Below are 17,596 nucleotides of genomic sequence, written 5' to 3'. Positions count from 1 at the left end.
ACTGACTAATACTGAGTTGCTTTGCCATTTTATTTTGGCTTATGCCTGTTTTATTTAAAGCAAAAATCTGGCATCGTTGTTCATAGGTCAGCTGTTCATATGTTTTCATTGTTGCATCTCTTGCTGGAGAAAAAGCGATAAGCATATATTCAGCTGACCACTTTTTCTACCTATTCAAGTTATGCACTTACTATTTGAATCCAAGAGGCTTTATTTCTCTTACTTTTTATATTACGCCAATACAATAGTTTTGCTTTAACTTCATCCGCAACTTCATTTTTTGCATCTTTCATCATAATACTTCTCAATATAAATAATAACTTAGACTATAGAAACCATTATCGCGGGTAAGTCCGAAGCACTGGTGGCTAACGGTGCAAATTACGATGCAAATTACGATGCCATGATGCCCTCTATACCCGTTCCACTTCAAGATGCAGTTTCAGCGTTAAGCTAGGAAATCAGCTCAAGGCGCAATACGAAGATAATGGTTATTCTCGGTAACTGCTCCTGCGTTACCCTAATGTCCTACATCGACGTGCATGGAAGTACTAATGCCGTGGAGCCATGGATGGCTAAGAACGGCCATGTAGGAACCTTACCAAGTAGTGCACAGGTTTTTTGTTCCAGACAAAACCTAAGTACATATATCCATGTATGCAACGCTGGACTGGTTTTCTAGCTTAGCTCCCTACGGGCAAGCCGATAAAGGGTCATCTGTGGCGTTATGGATTTCGACAATATTCCCACAGGGATGTGGGTTATTAGAGCAACGCAGGAGCAGTTGCCAAGAATAACTATTCTCTTCAATTCATGCCTGGTACCTAACCCTTTCTCGACTTGCACAAACCTGCACCTTGAAGTGGAGCGGGTATAATAGACGAGTATAACGGCTTAGTGGTCAGAGTCAGTTTGGCTCAATAAGCCATGAATTATCAGCTCTCCATTGAGATAGCCATTGTGGAATATCACTCCCAGGCATGGGTCGAGCAATGCCATAGCCCTGCGCCAACTCACACCCCAGTTGCAACAGTGCAGCTCCATGAGCGATAGTTTCTACACCTTCGGCTATTACGTCACGCCTGAATGCTTTAGCGAGTCCTATTACGCCTTCAACAATCGCGCAATCGTCGACATCGTCTAACATGTCGCGCACAAAGCTCTGGTCGATTTTAATCAATTGTGCTGGCAAACGTCTTAGGTGAGTAAGTGATGAATACCCTGTACCAAAGTCATCTAAGGCAAAGCTTACACCAAGTTCATGGCATGCATTCATCGTTGCAGATACTTTGCTGATATCATATAACACACTGGTTTCCAGTATTTCCAATTCTAAACAGTATGGACTCACCTCAGAATGAGCGGCCAATAATGCCGCTAAGCGCTCTGCGAAGTTAGCTTGTTGTAACTGATAACCACTGATATTGACACTGATAGGTAGGTTAATTGCCATATTCTGCCACTGACTTATTTGGCTCAAGGCACTAGTGATAACCCATTCACCTAGTTCCAAACTAATAGCTTGATTTTCAATTACTGGCAGAAATTCTAAAGGTGGTACTAAACCACGAATCGGGTGCTGCCAGCGAATTAAAGCTTCTACGCCTATCACTGCACCAGTGTGCATATTCACCTTCGGCTGATAATACAGCACAAATTCATGTCGCTCCAAAGCTAGGCGAATATCATCAATACTTTCTAGTTGCGTTTTACTCGCGCTTTCTTGAGCGGTATCAAATAAGCGAACACTGTTCTTGCCTTCTTGCTTAGCAACATACATAGCTTGGTCAGCATGACGCATAAGTTGGTCTGCATCTGAGCTATCTTGTGGATAAAGAGTCACACCAATACTTGCTGAAACTTGTATAACCTCATTACCAATGCGAACAGGGGCAGCAGCAGCCTTTAATAGACGGTCTAATATAGGCTGACTATCCTCAAAATTTTCTAAACCACCCATAACAGCAATAAATTCATCACCGCCAATACGTGCTAAAGTATCACCTTCACGTAAGGCATTTTTCATCCGTTTTGACACAGCAATCAGTAGTTCATCCCCAACATTATGGCCATGGTTATCATTGACTTCTTTAAAACCATCTAAGTCCATAAACGCCACCGCTAATGACTGATGACGATGTTGACACTTTGCCATACCTTGGCTTAAACGGTCTGCCAATAATACACGGTTAGGCAGCTTGGTCAGTACATCGTAGTGAGCAATATCTTCAAGTTGCCCTTGATACGCCTTCATGGTTGTAATGTCAGTGCATAATGAAACGTAGTGCTGCACCAAACCAGCGCTATTTTTTACCGCGCTGATGGTCAGCATGACCGGGAAAATTTCACCATTTTTACGGCGATTCCATAACTCACCACGCCAGTTGCCTTGTGTTAGTAGCGTAGCCCACATTTCGGCATAAAATTCTGACGACTGACGACCAGATTGCAGTATGCTTGGGTTTTTCCCCAACATTTCCTCAGAAGTGTAACCCGTAATACGGCTGAAAGTTTCGTTAACTTCAGTAATAGTTGCGGTGGCATCAGTTATCATGATGCCCTCATTCGCGTGACTAAAAACACTCGCAGCGCGCTTAAGCTTTCTTAACAGACCTTCTTTCTCTTCATTGGCGATACTTAATTCATCGGCTCGCTTATCTTTCTCTTTGTTTTGAAAGGCTAGTTCTTTGTTCGCAATAATTAACTCGTCAGCGCGCTTGTCTTTCTCTTTATTGGCAATAACTAATTCATCGGCGCGCTTGTCTTTCTCTTTGTTGGCAATAACGAGTTCATCGGCTCGCTTATCTTTCTCTTTATTGGCAATCCCGAGTTCATCTGCCCGCTTATCCTTCTCTTTGTTTTGAGAAGCAAGTTCTTGGTTCACAATGACTAACTCACCTGCTCGCTTATCTTTTTCTTTGTTAGCAACGCCTAATTCGTCTGCGCGCTTATCTTTTTCTTTATTTTGAAAGGCAAGTTCATTGTTCGCAAGAATTAACTCCTCAGCACGTTTATCTTTTTCTTTGTTGGCAATAACCAGTTCATCTGCCCGCTTGTCTTTTTCTTTGTTTTGAAAAGCCAATTCTTTGTTCGCTATGATTAGTTCATCTGCGCGCTTAACTTTCTCTTCGTTGGCGATACCTAGTTCATCGGCTCGCCTACCCTTTTCTTCTTCGGCGATGACTAATTCATCTGCTCGTTTATCTTTTTCTTCGTTGGCAATGTCTAATTCATCAGCCAGCTGATCTTTCTCTTCTTTGGCTGTGACTAATTCATCTACTCGCTTATCTTTCTCTTCTTTGACGATGACTAATTCATCTACCAGTTTACTTTTCTCTTCAAAGGCGATGACTAGCTCATCTTCTCGCTTGTCTTTTTCTTCGTTGGCAATGCCTAGTTCATCTGCTTGTTTATCTTTCTCTTCGTTAACCGTGTCTAATTCGTCTGCTAACTTATCTTTCTCTTCTTTGACGATAACCAGTTCATCTGCTCGCTTATTTTTCTCTTCTTTGGCGATAACCAGTTCATCTGCTCGCTTACTTTTCTCTTCTTTGGCGATGACCAGTTCGTCTGCTCGTTTACTTTTATCTTCTTTGGCGATGACCAGTTCGTCTGCCCGCTTATCTTTCTCTTCTTTGGCGATAATTAGTTTATCTACCAGTTTATTCTTCTCTTTTTTAGCGATAATTAGCTCATTTTCTCGCTTATCTTTCTCTTCTTTGACGATAACCAGCTCATTTGCTCGTTTATCTTTTTCTTCTTTGGCGATGACCAGTTCGTCTGCCCGCTTCTCTTTCTCTTCTTTGGCGATAATTAGTTTATCTACCAGTTTATTCTTCTCTTTTTTAGCGATAATTAGCTCATTTTCTCGCTTATCTTTCTCTTCTTTGACGATAACCAGCTCATTTGCTCGTTTATCTTTTTCTTCTTTGGCGATGACCAGTTCGTCTGCCCGCTTATCTTTCTCTTCTTTGGCGATAATTAGTTTATCTACCAGTTTATTCTTTTCTTTTTTAGCGATAATTAGCTCATTTTCTCGCTTATCTTTCTCTTCTTTGACGATAACCAGCTCATTTGCTCGTTTATCTTTTTCTTCTTTGGCGATGTCTAGTTCATCTACCAGCCTACTTTTCTCTTCGTTGGCGGTGTCTAATTTGTCTGACAACTTATATTTTTCTTTGTTGGCAATAACTAATTCATCTGCCCGTCCGGTGATGTCCTCGATAGCCAATAAAATAATTTCGCTGCCTTCAGTTTGTGCAATTTTTCGAGCATTAAACAGCATGATTCGTCGACCAATGGTGGCAAAGTCATGTTCAACCACATAGTCATCAAAGCTGTTTTTCTGAGGCAAGATGGTTTCAAGTAGGTTTCGCAGTAGCTCAATATCGAATTGCTTATTATCCAACTCATAAATAAGATGCCCGATGGTATTTTCAGGCTTGACCTTAAAAAGTTTGTAAAAGGAACGGCTTACAGTGACTACCCTTAAGTTCTGATCTAGCGCAACTAAAGGTTCCCGCACCGTGTTAATGATACTCTCGACATACTCTAACATTGCTTTATTAGTTTTCGATTTGAACATTCACGATCTCACTCCACAGTTTTAGCATGTATTACTTATTTTAAGCGGTTGAAAAAATTGCTGTTGATTTAGGATGACTACAGCCCGATGTAGTTATCAATCACTTGAACAATTTGTTACGTGACTGCTTTGGGCTTAGTCTAATGCACTCTTGGTGCTACTTCAGCTTAGTTGCTAAATAAAACAACTTATTAGCTTACGACCTCACGTTCTAGTACTATAAATGCCTAACTGAAGTTCTTATTAAATATACATAACTTAATATTCATATTCAATCAGTTAATAGTTTAACACCTTAATACTGATTTGTTGAATATGTCGAGCTAAAAAAGCAGAACTAAATGCCTTCTAAAAATAAAACCAAATTCACTTGTATAAAGTTAGTACCTGCTCACTTTATTTAAACAACATCTTAGCAAAAGTTATTTAATTTGTTTATAAATTAATTGCCTACCGGCATTTTAGCGCACTCAACACAAGTGGGGGCACTAGCAATGATTTATGCTTTATAAACTAATTTGCAGCTATATTTTAGCCATGTAAATTTAGTGATGAGTTTTTATAATGTTACCAACATTGGTGTTATTATACCGGTTCCATTAAGTTTGTGATCTTGTTGTGCGCAGGAAAAATGACTCAAGGTAAGGCGCTCGATTGAGCAATAGCTGGCTATTGGGATTGAGAGCAACACAGCCTTGAGCTATTTTAACCAGTACAAGTGAGCAATAACTTAATGTAATTGGTATTAGTCGCTTTTCAGGCTATCTTACGATAATACATTTTAGGCTACTGTTTAGGGAACGCTGATGGATTTAATGCAAGGCTTACTATTAATAACTTCCATCCATTTATTGGCGGCGGCATCGCCAGGACCAGATTTTGTTTTGGTGTCACAGCAAACCTTATCTAACGGCAAACAAACAGGCTTTATGGTCAGTATTGGCATTGCATTGGGCTTGTCAGTACATATTATTTATTCTGCACTAGGTTTAGCTGCTGTTATTGCTAACTCAGCAACCGCGTTGTGGGCGATAAAAATTATCGGTGGTGGCTATTTGATCTACTTAGGTGTACAAGGTTTAAGGGCTAAACCAATGAGTAAAATTGACCCTGTCGACGAGTTCAGCGAGCAGCAAACGCTAAAAAAACATGCCAAGTTAAGTGCGATTGCGAAAGGATTTTTATGTAATGCCTTAAACCCAAAAGCGCCAGTATACTTTGTGGCGTTGTTTACTGTGGTTTTATCGCCTAATTTACCGATATTGCATTTAGTTATTTACGGTGTCTGGATGATGATATTACAGTTACTGTGGTTTTCTACTGTTGTGGTTTTACTTTCTCGGCCAAGTGTTAATGAAAAATTTCAACACTTAGGTCATTGGATCGATCGGGTACTTGGTGGCGCTATGGTTTTAATCGGCCTAAAAGTACTGGCTAGCAAAATAAATTAGGTAATTGTTATGACTAATGCACAAATTAAACAATATAAAAACTTCAGATCGTTTTATCCCTTTTATTTAAGCCAACATCAAAATATTATCTCCAGAAGGCTGCATTTTATGGGCTCTAGTTTAATTATAATCACTCTGGCCTATATCTTAATTAATGCTGCTTGGCCATTACTATGGACTTTGCCTTTACTGGGTTATGGCTTTGCTTGGCTTGGTCATTTTTTCTTTGAGAAGAATAAACCAGCTACCTTCACATATCCTTGCTATAGCCTACTGGGTGACTGGGTTATGTATAAAGACATGTTAATGGGTAAGCTTAAGTTCTAAGGCTCTTTTTCTTTTACTTGGCTATACTTGGCTATAGCAAAATTTTGCTAGGTAGGATTAATGTTACCAACCAAAAAATTAAAATAGTAGACATGAGAGCACGCTATTAAGCATTATGCTTTAAGAATGTTCAAGCCTATATTCAAAGTGGCAATCTAGCATTTACTGATGGCAGCTAAGGTTTATACAGGCCTTAGCTGATAAAATACACCAAGCAACTTTTCAATATCAATAAGCTTGCTTAAATACGGCTTACCATAACACGTGGTCTATTTCATTCAACAATTGTTGGGTGTGATGATTAACCACTAAGCTTTGATTATTTTGATTACTTTTAATGACCATTTCTAGTTGCAAAGCACACTTAGATAGCTCAGCAAAGCCAAACATTTGCGCAGCACCCGCAATGCGGTGCGACAACCTGGCCAGTTGATCAGAGTCATTATTATTAATGTGTAACACTAAGTCTTGCTGCTCTAATACCAAATTTGATTTAAATTTTTGCACTAAATCTGACATATCAAGGTTACTAAAAATTTCACTCGCCTTTTCATATAAAAGACTGCCATCGTAAAATTTTGCAATCGTTGGTATAAAAACATTTCGTTCAATAGGTTTAGATAAATGACCATTAAAGCCTAAGGATAAATAGTGCACTATTTCATGTGACATAGCGTTTGCTGTTAAGGCAATAATTGGCATTTTATAGCCTTTTTGCCGCAAAATATTAAACGCCTCGATGCCATCCATTTCTGGCATTTGGATATCCATTAAAATTAACCCAGGTTGATGTTGTTCAAATAAAGCAACCACTTCTAAGCCGTTACGGGCGGTTAACACCTCTAGACCTAATGAAGCCAATAACCGAGCAATAAGTCGTCGATTATCGTTGTGATCCTCCGCTAGTAAAATAGTGCCATGTAATTGCATGGGCTCTTCTTCAACAGTAACTTGCGTAGACAATATTTTACTTTCACTGCATTGCTCACTCAAACTGGCTGTGCAAGGTAAACTAAAAGCAAAAACACTCCCTTGATTGAGTTCACTTTCAACTTCAATTTTACCCCCCATGATTTTGGCTAGCTGATCTGATAAACACAACCCTAAGCCGGTGCCACCAAAACGCCGGCTAATACTACTATCACCCTGAGTAAAGCTTTCAAATATGCTTTGCAGCTGCGAACTGCTCATACCGATACCACTGTCAGTAATTTTAAAAATTAAGCTGTGTTCGCTTTGACTAATGTTTAATTCCACATGCCCTTTTGGGGTGAATTTGACCGCATTAGCGCATAAGTTAATCAAAATTTGTTTAACTCGAAAACTATCTATCTTGATTAAAAAAGGCTCTGGTAAATAATGAATAATTTCAAAAGTTAAGCCTTTTGAACTCGCTTGTAAGCTAAACATATTCGCCAGTTCTTGCAAAATGTTGTGCAGGTCTTGAGATTGTATTTCAAGTTCTATTTTATTGGCTTCAATTTTACTTAAGTCAAGAATGTTATTAGTCAGTTCGAGTAAATGTAAGCTATTACCGTGGATGATTTTAACTTCTTTGCCGATAAAACCCTCCTCAACATCACCATTCATTATCGCTTCAGCTTGACCAATAACTGTGGTTAATGGTGTCCTAATTTCATGACTCATATTGGCTAAAAACTGACTTTTAATATTGTTAGCACCTTGTAACTCTTGCATTAGATATTCGAGCTCGGTAGTTCTTTGTTTTACTTTTGACTCAAGTGCTTGTTTTGAGCGCCACTCTATTGCTCGGCGCGCAATTAAAAAGCTAATCAGTAAGATGGCAATAACCACAATAATAATAATAATACGCGCTTGTGAAGAGCGCTCTACTTCGAGTTCTTGTAAACGTTTTTGCTGCTTTAACTGTTCTACTTCTTGTTTCAATTGATCAGAGTTAAATAAGGCTAATTTTGAATTAAGTTCGTTATTATCTAATTCAAATTTCACTTGCAAAAAATCACGTTGACTTTTAACTGCTTTAAAGTTTTTATGCTGCGCTGCATATATAAGTGATTGTAGTGACAGGTTATATTGTATTTGATCCTTATTTTTCCTTTTTTCAGCCATTTCACTTGAACGCTCAGTATATTGTAATGCCAAGTCATATTTTCCTTGATAAAAACAGGCTTTAGCTAAGCTGTATAATGCCCCTGTATAAGCATTATCGTGTTCCTGTTCAATACTTAGGCGAATAGCTTCCTTGGCATAAGTTATGGCTTGGTTGATATTATGAAGGTCGTTATGAAGTTCGGCTAAGTTATATAACACCGTGGCAGTATAAAAATCATATTTATTTTTACGAGAAGAGTTAAGCGAGAGATTCATATAGTACTCCGCTTTTTTATAGTCACCGGCATATTTATAAGCGTTACCTATATCACTATATGCCATAACGATGCCTTTTTTATCTGAAATCTTTATCCGTCTTTCTATTACATCATGATACATAGATATAGCAATATCATAGCGTTTTAGTTCTAAGTAAAAATCAGCTATGTTAAATTTCACGTCAATTTTATCGATTTCACTACCAAATTTTTGATATATTTTTTCCGCTAATTGATAGCTCAATAGCGCACTTTCAAACTCACTTGTTTTTGCATGAACTAAGGCAATATTATTATATAAATTTGCTTGGGCAATGGGTTCATCAAGGGTGAGATAATAATTAAGTGCTTGTTGATATGAATGCAAAGCTAAATCATTTTTGCTCTTATAGTAGGCATAAACTCCCACTCTTTTATAGGCGTCAGCTTCAAGTTGTTTTAAATCAAATTCCTTAGCGAGTTGTTGTTCTTTTTGGGCAACCTCAATAGCACGGTCAAGTTGGCCTAATTGATGAAGTATTCTACTTTGACTGGCTAAAATAGAGAGTTTATCTAAGGTTGATAAGGTTTTATCTGCAATGTGTGAGGTTATTAGCTCTAAGGCTTGGTTTTTGTTGACCATGGCTTCAATTATGGATAGCTGTTGACCAAAATTTTTACCTATATATGGGTTTTGATTCTGACTTTGTACCATAAAACTGGTTAATACAATAAATAAAGGTAATAACAAGATGTTCTTAAAAATCACTATCGATGACAGCTTAAAATACCGGTATTTTTTACTAAAAAATAAATTATTCTTTTTGCTCATTTAGCTTTAGTCTATTATTTCAATTGATGAATATATTATTTGGCTGCTAGTTATAGCATTTTAATATTCGACTAACAACGCTCTGAGTAATTGATTTTTTTATTGCCTGACTCAGCGATCGACTCAATATTTACTTAACAATTCATTCATAAAAAGTGGCTTTTATTTTTACATAAACCAACTTGTTTATATGAGATTTACCATAGCACTTGGTCTATCTCATTCAATAATTCTTGGGTGTGATGACTAACACTAGAGCTTTGTTCGTTTTGATTGTTTTGATTGTTTTTAATGACCGTTTCTAATTGCAGGCCACATTTAGATAACTCAGCAAAGCCAAACATTTGTGCGGCTCCAGCAATGCGGTGTGACAGTTTACTCAGTTGTTCAAGGTCATTATTATTAATGTGTAATACTAAGTCTTGTTGCTCTAACACTAAGTTAGATTTAAATTTTTGCACTAAATCTGACATATCAAGATTACTGAAGATTTCACTCGCTTTTTCGTGTGAAAGACGACTATTATAAAATTTTGTAATCGTTGGTATAAAAACATTTCGTTCAATCGGTTTAGATAAATGGCCATTAAAGCCTAAGGATAAGTAATGCGCTATTTCATGTGACATAGCGTTTGCTGTTAAAGCAATAATTGGCGTTTTACAGCCTTTTTGCCGTAAAATATTAAACGCCTCGATACCGTCCATTTCCGGCATTTGAATATCCATTAGCATTAACCTGGGTTGATGTTGTTCAAATAAAGCAATCGCTTCAAAACCGTTACGGGCGGTCAAAACTTCTAAGCCCAGTGAAGCCAATAATCGAGCAATAAGTCGTCGATTATCGTTATGATCATCCGCCAGTAAAATAGTGCCCTGCAATTGCGGGAATTCTTCTTCAATAATACTTTCGGTAGACGATATTTTACTTTCACTGCATTGTTCACTCAAACTGGCTGTACAAGGCAAACTAAAGGCAAAAACACTGCCCTGATTTAGCTCACTTTCAACTTCAATTTTACCCCCCATGATTTTGGCTAACTGGTCTGATAAACATAACCCTAGGCCAGTACCACCAAAGCGTCGGCTAATGCTACTATCCCCTTGGGTGAAGCTTTCGAATAAGCTTTGCAACTGCGAACTACTCATACCGATACCACTATCAGTAATTTTAAACATTAAGTTATTTTCGCTTTGACTAATGTTTAATTCTACATGTCCTTTTGGGGTAAACTTAACTGCATTAGCACATAAGTTAATCAAAATTTGTTTAACGCGTAAGCCATCCATTTCGATTAAAAAGGGCACTGGCAAGCAATGAATAATTTCAAAAGTTAAGCCTTTAGAGCTGGCTTGCAAGCTGAACATATTCGCGAGTTCTTGCAAAATTTTATGCAAGTTTTGTGTTTGTATTTCAAGTTCTATCTTATTAGCTTCAATTTTACTTAAATCGAGAATGTTGTTGGTCAACTCGAGTAAATGTAAACTATTGCCATGAATTATTTTAACTTCTTTGCAGATAAATTCATCTTCAACATCACCACTCATTATCGCCTCAGCTTGGCCAATAACTGTGGTTAAAGGTGTTCTAATTTCATGACTCATGTTTGCTAAAAACTGACTTTTAATTTTATTAGCACTTTGTAACTCTTGCATTAAATACTCAAGCTCGGTAGTTCTTTGTTTTACTTTTGACTCAAGGGCTTGCTTTGAGCGCCACTCTATTGCTCGACGAGCAATTAAAAAAACGATCGAAAAAATAGCAATAATAACAATAATGATGATAATACGCGCTTGTGAAGACCCCTCCACTTCCAATTCTTGTAAACGTTTTTGTTGCTTTAGTTGCTCAACTTGCTGCTTTAATTGCTTTGAGTCAAAAATAGCTAATCTTGAGTTGAGTTGATTATTGGCCAATTCAAGCTGTGTTTGCATAAAGTCACGTAGGCTTTTAACTGCCTTAAAGGGATGGTGTTGCGCGGCATATATCAGTGCTTGTAGTGACAGGTTGTACTTAAGCTGCTCTTTATATTCCATTTTATTAATCACTTCAGTCGACTCTTCAATATGCTGCAATGCTAGGTCATATTTCCCTTGATAAAAGTAAGCTATAGCTAAACTATATTTTGCGCCCACATAGGCATTGTTATGCCCCTGTTCAATACTTAAGCGGATACTTTCCTTAGCATAAGGTATAGCTTGATCAATGTTTTGAAGGTGATTATTAAGTTCAGCCAAGTTATGTAATGTAGACGCGGCATTATAGTTATCTTTATTTTGACGATGTAAACTAAGTGCCAACTTCATGTAGTACTCAGCTTGTTGATAGTTCGCAGCATTTTTGTAAGAGGAGCCTAAATCACTATACGCCATCGCTAGACCAATTTTATCTGAAATTTCTTTACGCTTTTCGACTATGTTATGAAACATTGGAATTGATGTGTCGTAGCGTTTTAAGCGTAAATGTAAATTCGCAATATTATTTAATACGTCCAGTTGATCTTTTTTATCACCAAACTCTTTATAAATAGGCTGAATTTTTTGATATATCGCTAACTCAAGTTCATTTTGGTCTGTTCTGCCATAAACTAAAGCAATATTATTGTATAAGTTGGCTTGGGCAATAGGCTCATCAAGAGTAAGGTAGTAATCAAGTGCTTGTTGATATGAATGCAAAGCTAAACGATTCTTGCCATTATAGTAAGCATAAACGCCCACTCTTTTATAGGCGTTAGCGGCAAGTCGTTTTAAATCAAACTCAGTGGCAAGTAGCTGTTCTTTTTGGGCAGTTTCAATAGCATCTTCAAGTTGCCCTAGTTGATGATATATTCTACTTTTACTGGCTAAAACAGAGAGTTTATCTAAGGTTGATAAGCTTCTGTCTGCACTGAGTAAGGTGATTAAATCTAAGGCTTGATTTTGATCAGCCATGGTTTCAATTGCAGATAGCTTCTGACCAAAGTTTTTATCTACGTATTGGCTTGGATCTTGACTTTGTGCCGAAAAACTAATGAAAAAATTGATAGATAATATCAATAAAGATAATACCAACGTTCGGTTGGAAACCGCCATCTATGACACCTTAAAATACGTCAATTGTTTACTAGCAAGTAGATGATTATATTTGCTTATATATTTATAATCTATTATTTCAATTGATAAAAATTTATGCGGTCGTTAGTTATAGCATTTTACTATTCTACTAACAACGCTAAGGCTAATTGATTTTTAAATTATCTACTTTGATATTAGTTCATTGTTACTTTGACAATCTCCCTAGGAAAAGTAGTTGGTATTTTTTCCATAAATAGTGACTAGCGCTTCACTAAAAACTTTACTAAAACCTTACTAAAACCTTACTAAAACTTAGCCAAGCGTGTGACAAAAAGCTTATAATCCGCCCCTAAAGCTACCTATAACCCATAATTAAAGTTACCTCAATGTATCAGAAAACTAAAGTTGCTTTCACCAAGCTAAAAAACAACAAATTTTTCGAATTAAGTGTTGTTTGTGTCATTATAATTTCTGCACTTGAAATTGGCGCTAAAACTTTCACTCTATCAAATACAGCTATTTCCATCACCTCTCTACTCGATATCTTTATTACGCTTTTTTTCTTATTTGAAATTTCCTTAAGGTTTTTAACAGAAGAAAACAAAAGAAATTTTTTTAAATCCGCTTGGAATGTCTTCGATACGCTGGTGGTTGTTATCAGCCTTATCCCGATAAATGATGCTGAAATGGCGTTGCTTGCTAGATTAGTTAGGGTTTTTCGTGTTTTGAGAATGGTGTCTGTTGTGCCTGAACTTAGAATACTGATTAACTCACTGGTGAAGGCCTTACCTCAATTAGGCTATGTCGTGTTGTTGATGTTTATTATTTTTTATATCTATGCAGCTGTTGGTAGTTTTTTGTTTAGTGACATTAACCCAAAATTATGGGGCGACATAGCCATATCAATGCTGACACTTTTTAGAATAATGACCTTTGAAGATTGGACCGACATTCAATATGAGACCATGGAAATTTATCCTTATAGCTGGATTTACTACATGACTTTTATCTTTTTTACCGCATTCGCCTTTCTCAACATGGTTATTGGTATTGTCGTTAATGTGATGGAAGAAGAACGCTCGAAAGAAAAAAACAAAAATCAGCCAACTTTAAGTGATTTAAAGCAAGAAATAACAGAATTAAAAACACTTATTTTGCAGCTAGATAACAAAAAGAACCACTAGTTAAGTGACTTTGGGTAAAAAGTGTTAGTAATACCAAGTTGTTGCCTTAGCCTACTGATAACTTTGTTGACCGCTTTACTGACTGTTTTTTATTCTGTCCATAAATTACATAAAATCTGGCATTACTAAAAATAATGCCAGATTTAACTATTTTAGCTGTGCTTTAAACAGCTGTAAATCGCGAACATTAGCTGTGTCATCGTCAATAAAGCTAGTGATCATACCGGCAGAATGGCGTTATACCAAGTTGATTAATTACCTGCTCATTTTTAATGGTTAAAATGAATAACTACAGCGTTATAAAATTTATAAGGTGAATAACTACTGACTAAATTTTATGCCTTGTATTTATCCATTTTTCCTCATGAAAAAGGTGATCACTTAATTAATCAAATTGGTATTATTTATCTAAACCACCCAGACATAAATATTTGATTTCTAAATAATCATCTAAACCGTATTTTGAGCCTTCACGGCCACTGCCTGATTGCTTAACACCACCAAATGGCGCAGCAGCATTAGAAATAATGCCTTCGTTGATGCCAATCATTCCGTATTCAAGCCTTTCAGCAACACGCCAAATTCTGCCAATATCTCGGGCATAAAAATAAGCGGCTAGACCAAATTCAGTATCATTGGCCATAGCGATCACTTCTTCTTCATTATCGAAGGCGATAATGGGAGAAACTGGACCAAATATTTCATTTTTAGCAACCGGCATATCGTTGCTCACCTGACTCAAAACTGTTGCTTGGTAGAAGTTTTCACCTGCAGGGTCTTTCTTTGCACCCAAAATAACTTTTGCGCCTTGAGCAATAGAGGCCTGCACTAATTTATCAACGTCATTAACCGCCTTGCTAGAAATCATAGGACCAATGATAACACCGTCATCTAGACCATTACCTATGGCTAATTTTTCCACGCCAGCAGTGAATTTTTCAGTAAATTGTTCAAGCACTTCATTTTGGACAAAAATACGGTTAGTACAAACACAAGTTTGGCCAGCATTACGATATTTTGAAAGCAAGGCCCCTTCTACAGCCGCATCAATGTCAGCATCGGCAAAAACAATAAAGGGCGCATTACCACCCAACTCCATTGATACTTTTTTCACTGTTGTCGCACATTGGCTCAACAAGGTTTTTCCTACTGGCGTTGACCCTGTGAAAGTAAATTTGGCAACATCAGGGTGCTGAGTTAATACTTTACCCATACCACTAGCATCGTCGCCGACAACGACATTGAATACCCCCGCAGGAATGCCTGCTCGCTGCGCAAGCTCAGCCATAGCTAAAGCTGACAATGGTGTTTGTGTTGCAGGACGAACAACAAAAGTGCAACCCGCTGCTAGTGCCGCAGCAGCTTTTCTGGCGATCATGGCATTGGGGAAATTCCATGGTGTGATTGCAGCAACAACACCTACTGGTTGTTTAATCACAATAATGCGCTTATCCCCCGATGGTCCTGGGATCGTATCTCCGTAAACACGCTTGCCTTCTTCAGCAAACCATTCAATAAATGCTGCACCGTAAGCTACTTCACCTTTGGCTTCACTAAGTGCCTTACCTTGTTCTAAGGTTAATATTCGGCCAAGATCGTCTTGATTTTGCATCATCAGGTTAAACCAATTACGCATTAAACCTGCTCGTTCATTGGCCGATTTTGCCGACCACATTTTTAATGCGCCTTTAGCGGCATTAACCGCTAATTCTGTTTCAATAACGCCGGCATTACTTACTTTCGCCACTTCATTACCATTAGCTGGATTGGTCACGCTGATCTGAGATTCACTGCTATGCCAATGGCCATTGATATATGAAAAATTTTGAATTAACTGACTATCTTCTAAACCAAGGTCTGAATGATTTTTCATATTAAGCTCCGCTGTAATCTATTTTAGCTATTGAATATTAATTAAAATAATGAATACGTCAACTGAGTTCAACGCTAGTGATCTTAAGATGTGAGTAGACCATGAACCAGTAAAGTCTAGTAAACAATAACCTAATCAAAATTTAAGTTCAATTATGGCACTTGTGCCGTTGCCTTGTGGTGTGGACAAGAATAAAGTTTATTAAATTTTTGATGACTTAGAAAATTTGGAGAGGGGAAGTAGTAGCAGTTTTAAATTAAAATAAGGCCGGTTAAATACGACAGTAACGCAGATAAAGCGAAAGTAGTATTCAACAGCGGCCTTTGTTGTTATAGCAAAGTGATCAATTATTCACTTTGAGCCGGTTCATCCCAAGACAGATGATGTTCAGCTAACACAACTAAATTTTCACTATTAATCAAACGATGTGAAGCCGCATAGCCAAGTATATTCTTAACAGTCTCTTCTGGACGGCTTGAAATAATAGCGGTTTCATCTGATGAAAAATTACACAAACCACGTGCTATTTCCTCACCTTTTTCATCATAAACATGCAGCACATCTGCACGCTCGAAGTTTCCATGTATAGAAACCACGTCATGGCAGGTAAAACCATCATCACCACCATATAATGAATCAGCTACATCCTGTTTAATCACTAAACTACCAGCCATTTGCAGGCGATCTGTTAACCAAATATTCCATGCAGATGAAGGTGATGAGTGAGCAATACATCTGGTGTGCTTGCGTTCGCCACGCAGTATTGCAGTAACTGGATCTTCCATTGTTCCTCTAGAAATAATGGTGGTGCAACCGGCATTCTGCGCCATGTTTGCTGCTTGCAATTTAGTTAGCATACCGCCAGTTCCTAAAGAACTCGTACCGCTTGCCGCTTCCATGTAACTGCTTACATCTTCGATAGTTTCAACAAATACCGCGCCTTCTTCTGAAGGGTCTCGGTCATAAACGCCATCAATACAAGTTAAAATAAACAGATACTCAGCACCAATCATTTGAGCGACTTTCGCTGCTAGTCGGTCGTTGTCACCAACACGAATTTCTTCGGTGGTTACGGTATCATTCTCGTTGACAATCGGCATTACACCTTGTTTTATCAGGCGATGAACCGTATTTTTGACATTAAGGAAACGACGTCGACTTTCAAGATCATCTAGCGTAACTAATACCTGTGCAATATCAAAACCATACTCAAGCGCAATTTGTTTAAAAGCATGCATCAGTATAGGTTGTCCACAAGCCGCTGCTGCTTGTTTGTCTTGAACGCTGGCGTTTTCAATGGTGCAGCCAACCGTATTAAGACCTAATGCGACTGAACCAGAAGATGTAAGTACAACTTCGTATCCTTGCTCACGCAGCACAGCGATATCACTAAGTAGGCCATGCATAAAGGCGAAACTAGGTGTTAAATTCTTAACGTTTGCTAAAAGGCTCGAGCCAACTTTGATGACTATGCGAGGTTTGGTTTTTGAGGCTTTTTCTGATTTTGGTTGTTCGAATGAGGGCAAAATGACTCCGCTTTCTGATTAATATAATTAAATATCTGGCCTGAACCAATAAAACGTTGGTGCATAAATCTTCAGATATTTCCGTAATATTTTTTGTCGTTGTGCAATTATCTTATTATCAAAACATCAGTTTTACTAGCAATATTTTGCATTGAAATAATAGATAAAAGGTGGCTAAAGCGTTTAAAAAAACGTTAAAGTTTGACAACAATCGACAAATGAGTTGGGAGATTATATACTAAAAACCCTATTTTTTCAATTGAACTTAAAATAACCTCTGTAAAATGAGTTTTTAAGATTGTATTGAACACTGGCAAAACAGGCTGTATTTCATTCAACAGCAAACTAAAAGCACTAGGAGCTTTATGTCATTAATTATGATTGGTTGTGGGAAGATTGTGGTTCATTGTTGATTCACTGGGCAACTTCTACTGATCA

General features: G+C 37.6%; 8 protein-coding genes. 3 read left to right on the top strand and 5 right to left on the bottom strand.

Going from position 1 to position 17,596, the window contains the following annotated elements; genetic code table 11:
• Positions 1-907: 907 nt before the first annotated feature.
• Entirely contained in the window at positions 908-4,585 is a 3,678-nt protein-coding gene (locus tag ESZ39_RS18085) for an EAL domain-containing protein (RefSeq protein ID WP_223270378.1), read from the bottom strand.
• Positions 4,586-5,391: 806 nt separating this feature from the next.
• On the opposite strand from ESZ39_RS18085, the gene ESZ39_RS12735 reads away from it, so the two are divergent.
• Positions 5,392-6,036, top strand: coding sequence for a LysE family translocator (locus tag ESZ39_RS12735; protein ID WP_146880276.1), 645 nt, complete (start codon positions 5,392-5,394; stop codon positions 6,034-6,036).
• 9 nt (positions 6,037-6,045) lie between these two features.
• Positions 6,046-6,363: a DUF962 domain-containing protein gene (locus ESZ39_RS12730; protein ID WP_146880275.1), complete on the top strand. Its 318-nt coding sequence runs from the start codon at positions 6,046-6,048 to the stop codon at positions 6,361-6,363.
• A 252-nt stretch (positions 6,364-6,615) separates the two neighbouring features.
• Here the strand turns inward: ESZ39_RS12730 and ESZ39_RS12725 are convergent, their stop codons facing one another.
• Together ESZ39_RS12725 and ESZ39_RS12720 are read right to left on the bottom strand one after the other, a co-directional pair.
• Positions 6,616-9,444 (bottom strand): response regulator, encoded by a 2,829-nt coding sequence (locus tag ESZ39_RS12725; protein ID WP_191321786.1) that lies wholly within the window; start codon positions 9,442-9,444, stop codon positions 6,616-6,618.
• Positions 9,445-9,722: 278 nt separating this feature from the next.
• Entirely contained in the window at positions 9,723-12,593 is a 2,871-nt protein-coding gene (locus tag ESZ39_RS12720; protein WP_146880273.1) for a response regulator, read from the bottom strand.
• Between the two features lie 368 nt (positions 12,594-12,961).
• On the opposite strand from ESZ39_RS12720, the gene ESZ39_RS12715 reads away from it, so the two are divergent.
• Positions 12,962-13,759: an ion transporter gene (locus ESZ39_RS12715; protein ID WP_146880272.1), complete on the top strand. Its 798-nt coding sequence runs from the start codon at positions 12,962-12,964 to the stop codon at positions 13,757-13,759.
• A gap of 400 nt (positions 13,760-14,159) precedes the next feature.
• On the opposite strand, the gene ESZ39_RS12710 is transcribed toward ESZ39_RS12715, so the two are convergent.
• Positions 14,160-15,632: an NAD-dependent succinate-semialdehyde dehydrogenase gene (locus ESZ39_RS12710; protein WP_146880271.1), complete on the bottom strand. Its 1,473-nt coding sequence runs from the start codon at positions 15,630-15,632 to the stop codon at positions 14,160-14,162.
• 347 nt (positions 15,633-15,979) lie between these two features.
• Positions 15,980-17,158, bottom strand: coding sequence for a glutamate 5-kinase (proB, locus tag ESZ39_RS12705; protein WP_146880270.1), 1,179 nt, complete (start codon positions 17,156-17,158; stop codon positions 15,980-15,982).
• Positions 17,159-17,596: the final 438 nt, after the last annotated feature.

The sequence above is a fragment of the Colwellia sp. C1TZA3 genome (assembly GCF_007954265.1).
Lineage (GTDB): Bacteria > Pseudomonadota > Gammaproteobacteria > Enterobacterales > Alteromonadaceae > Cognaticolwellia.
Note: the sequence above shows the minus strand (reverse complement) of the source record. Positions and strands in the feature narration are given on the sequence as shown.

Bases quoted from the DNA above. Each gene is read 5' to 3' on its own strand.
- ESZ39_RS18085 (WP_223270378.1), bottom strand. From the start codon at position 4,585: ATGTTCAAATCGAAAACTAATAAAGCAATGTTAGAGTATGTCGAGAGT.
- ESZ39_RS12735 (WP_146880276.1), top strand. From the start codon at position 5,392: ATGGATTTAATGCAAGGCTTACTATTAATAACTTCCATCCATTTATTG.
- ESZ39_RS12710 (WP_146880271.1), bottom strand. From the start codon at position 15,632: ATGAAAAATCATTCAGACCTTGGTTTAGAAGATAGTCAGTTAATTCAA.
- ESZ39_RS12730 (WP_146880275.1), top strand. From the start codon at position 6,046: ATGACTAATGCACAAATTAAACAATATAAAAACTTCAGATCGTTTTAT.
- ESZ39_RS12715 (WP_146880272.1), top strand. From the start codon at position 12,962: ATGTATCAGAAAACTAAAGTTGCTTTCACCAAGCTAAAAAACAACAAA.
- ESZ39_RS12720 (WP_146880273.1), bottom strand. From the start codon at position 12,593: ATGGCGGTTTCCAACCGAACGTTGGTATTATCTTTATTGATATTATCT.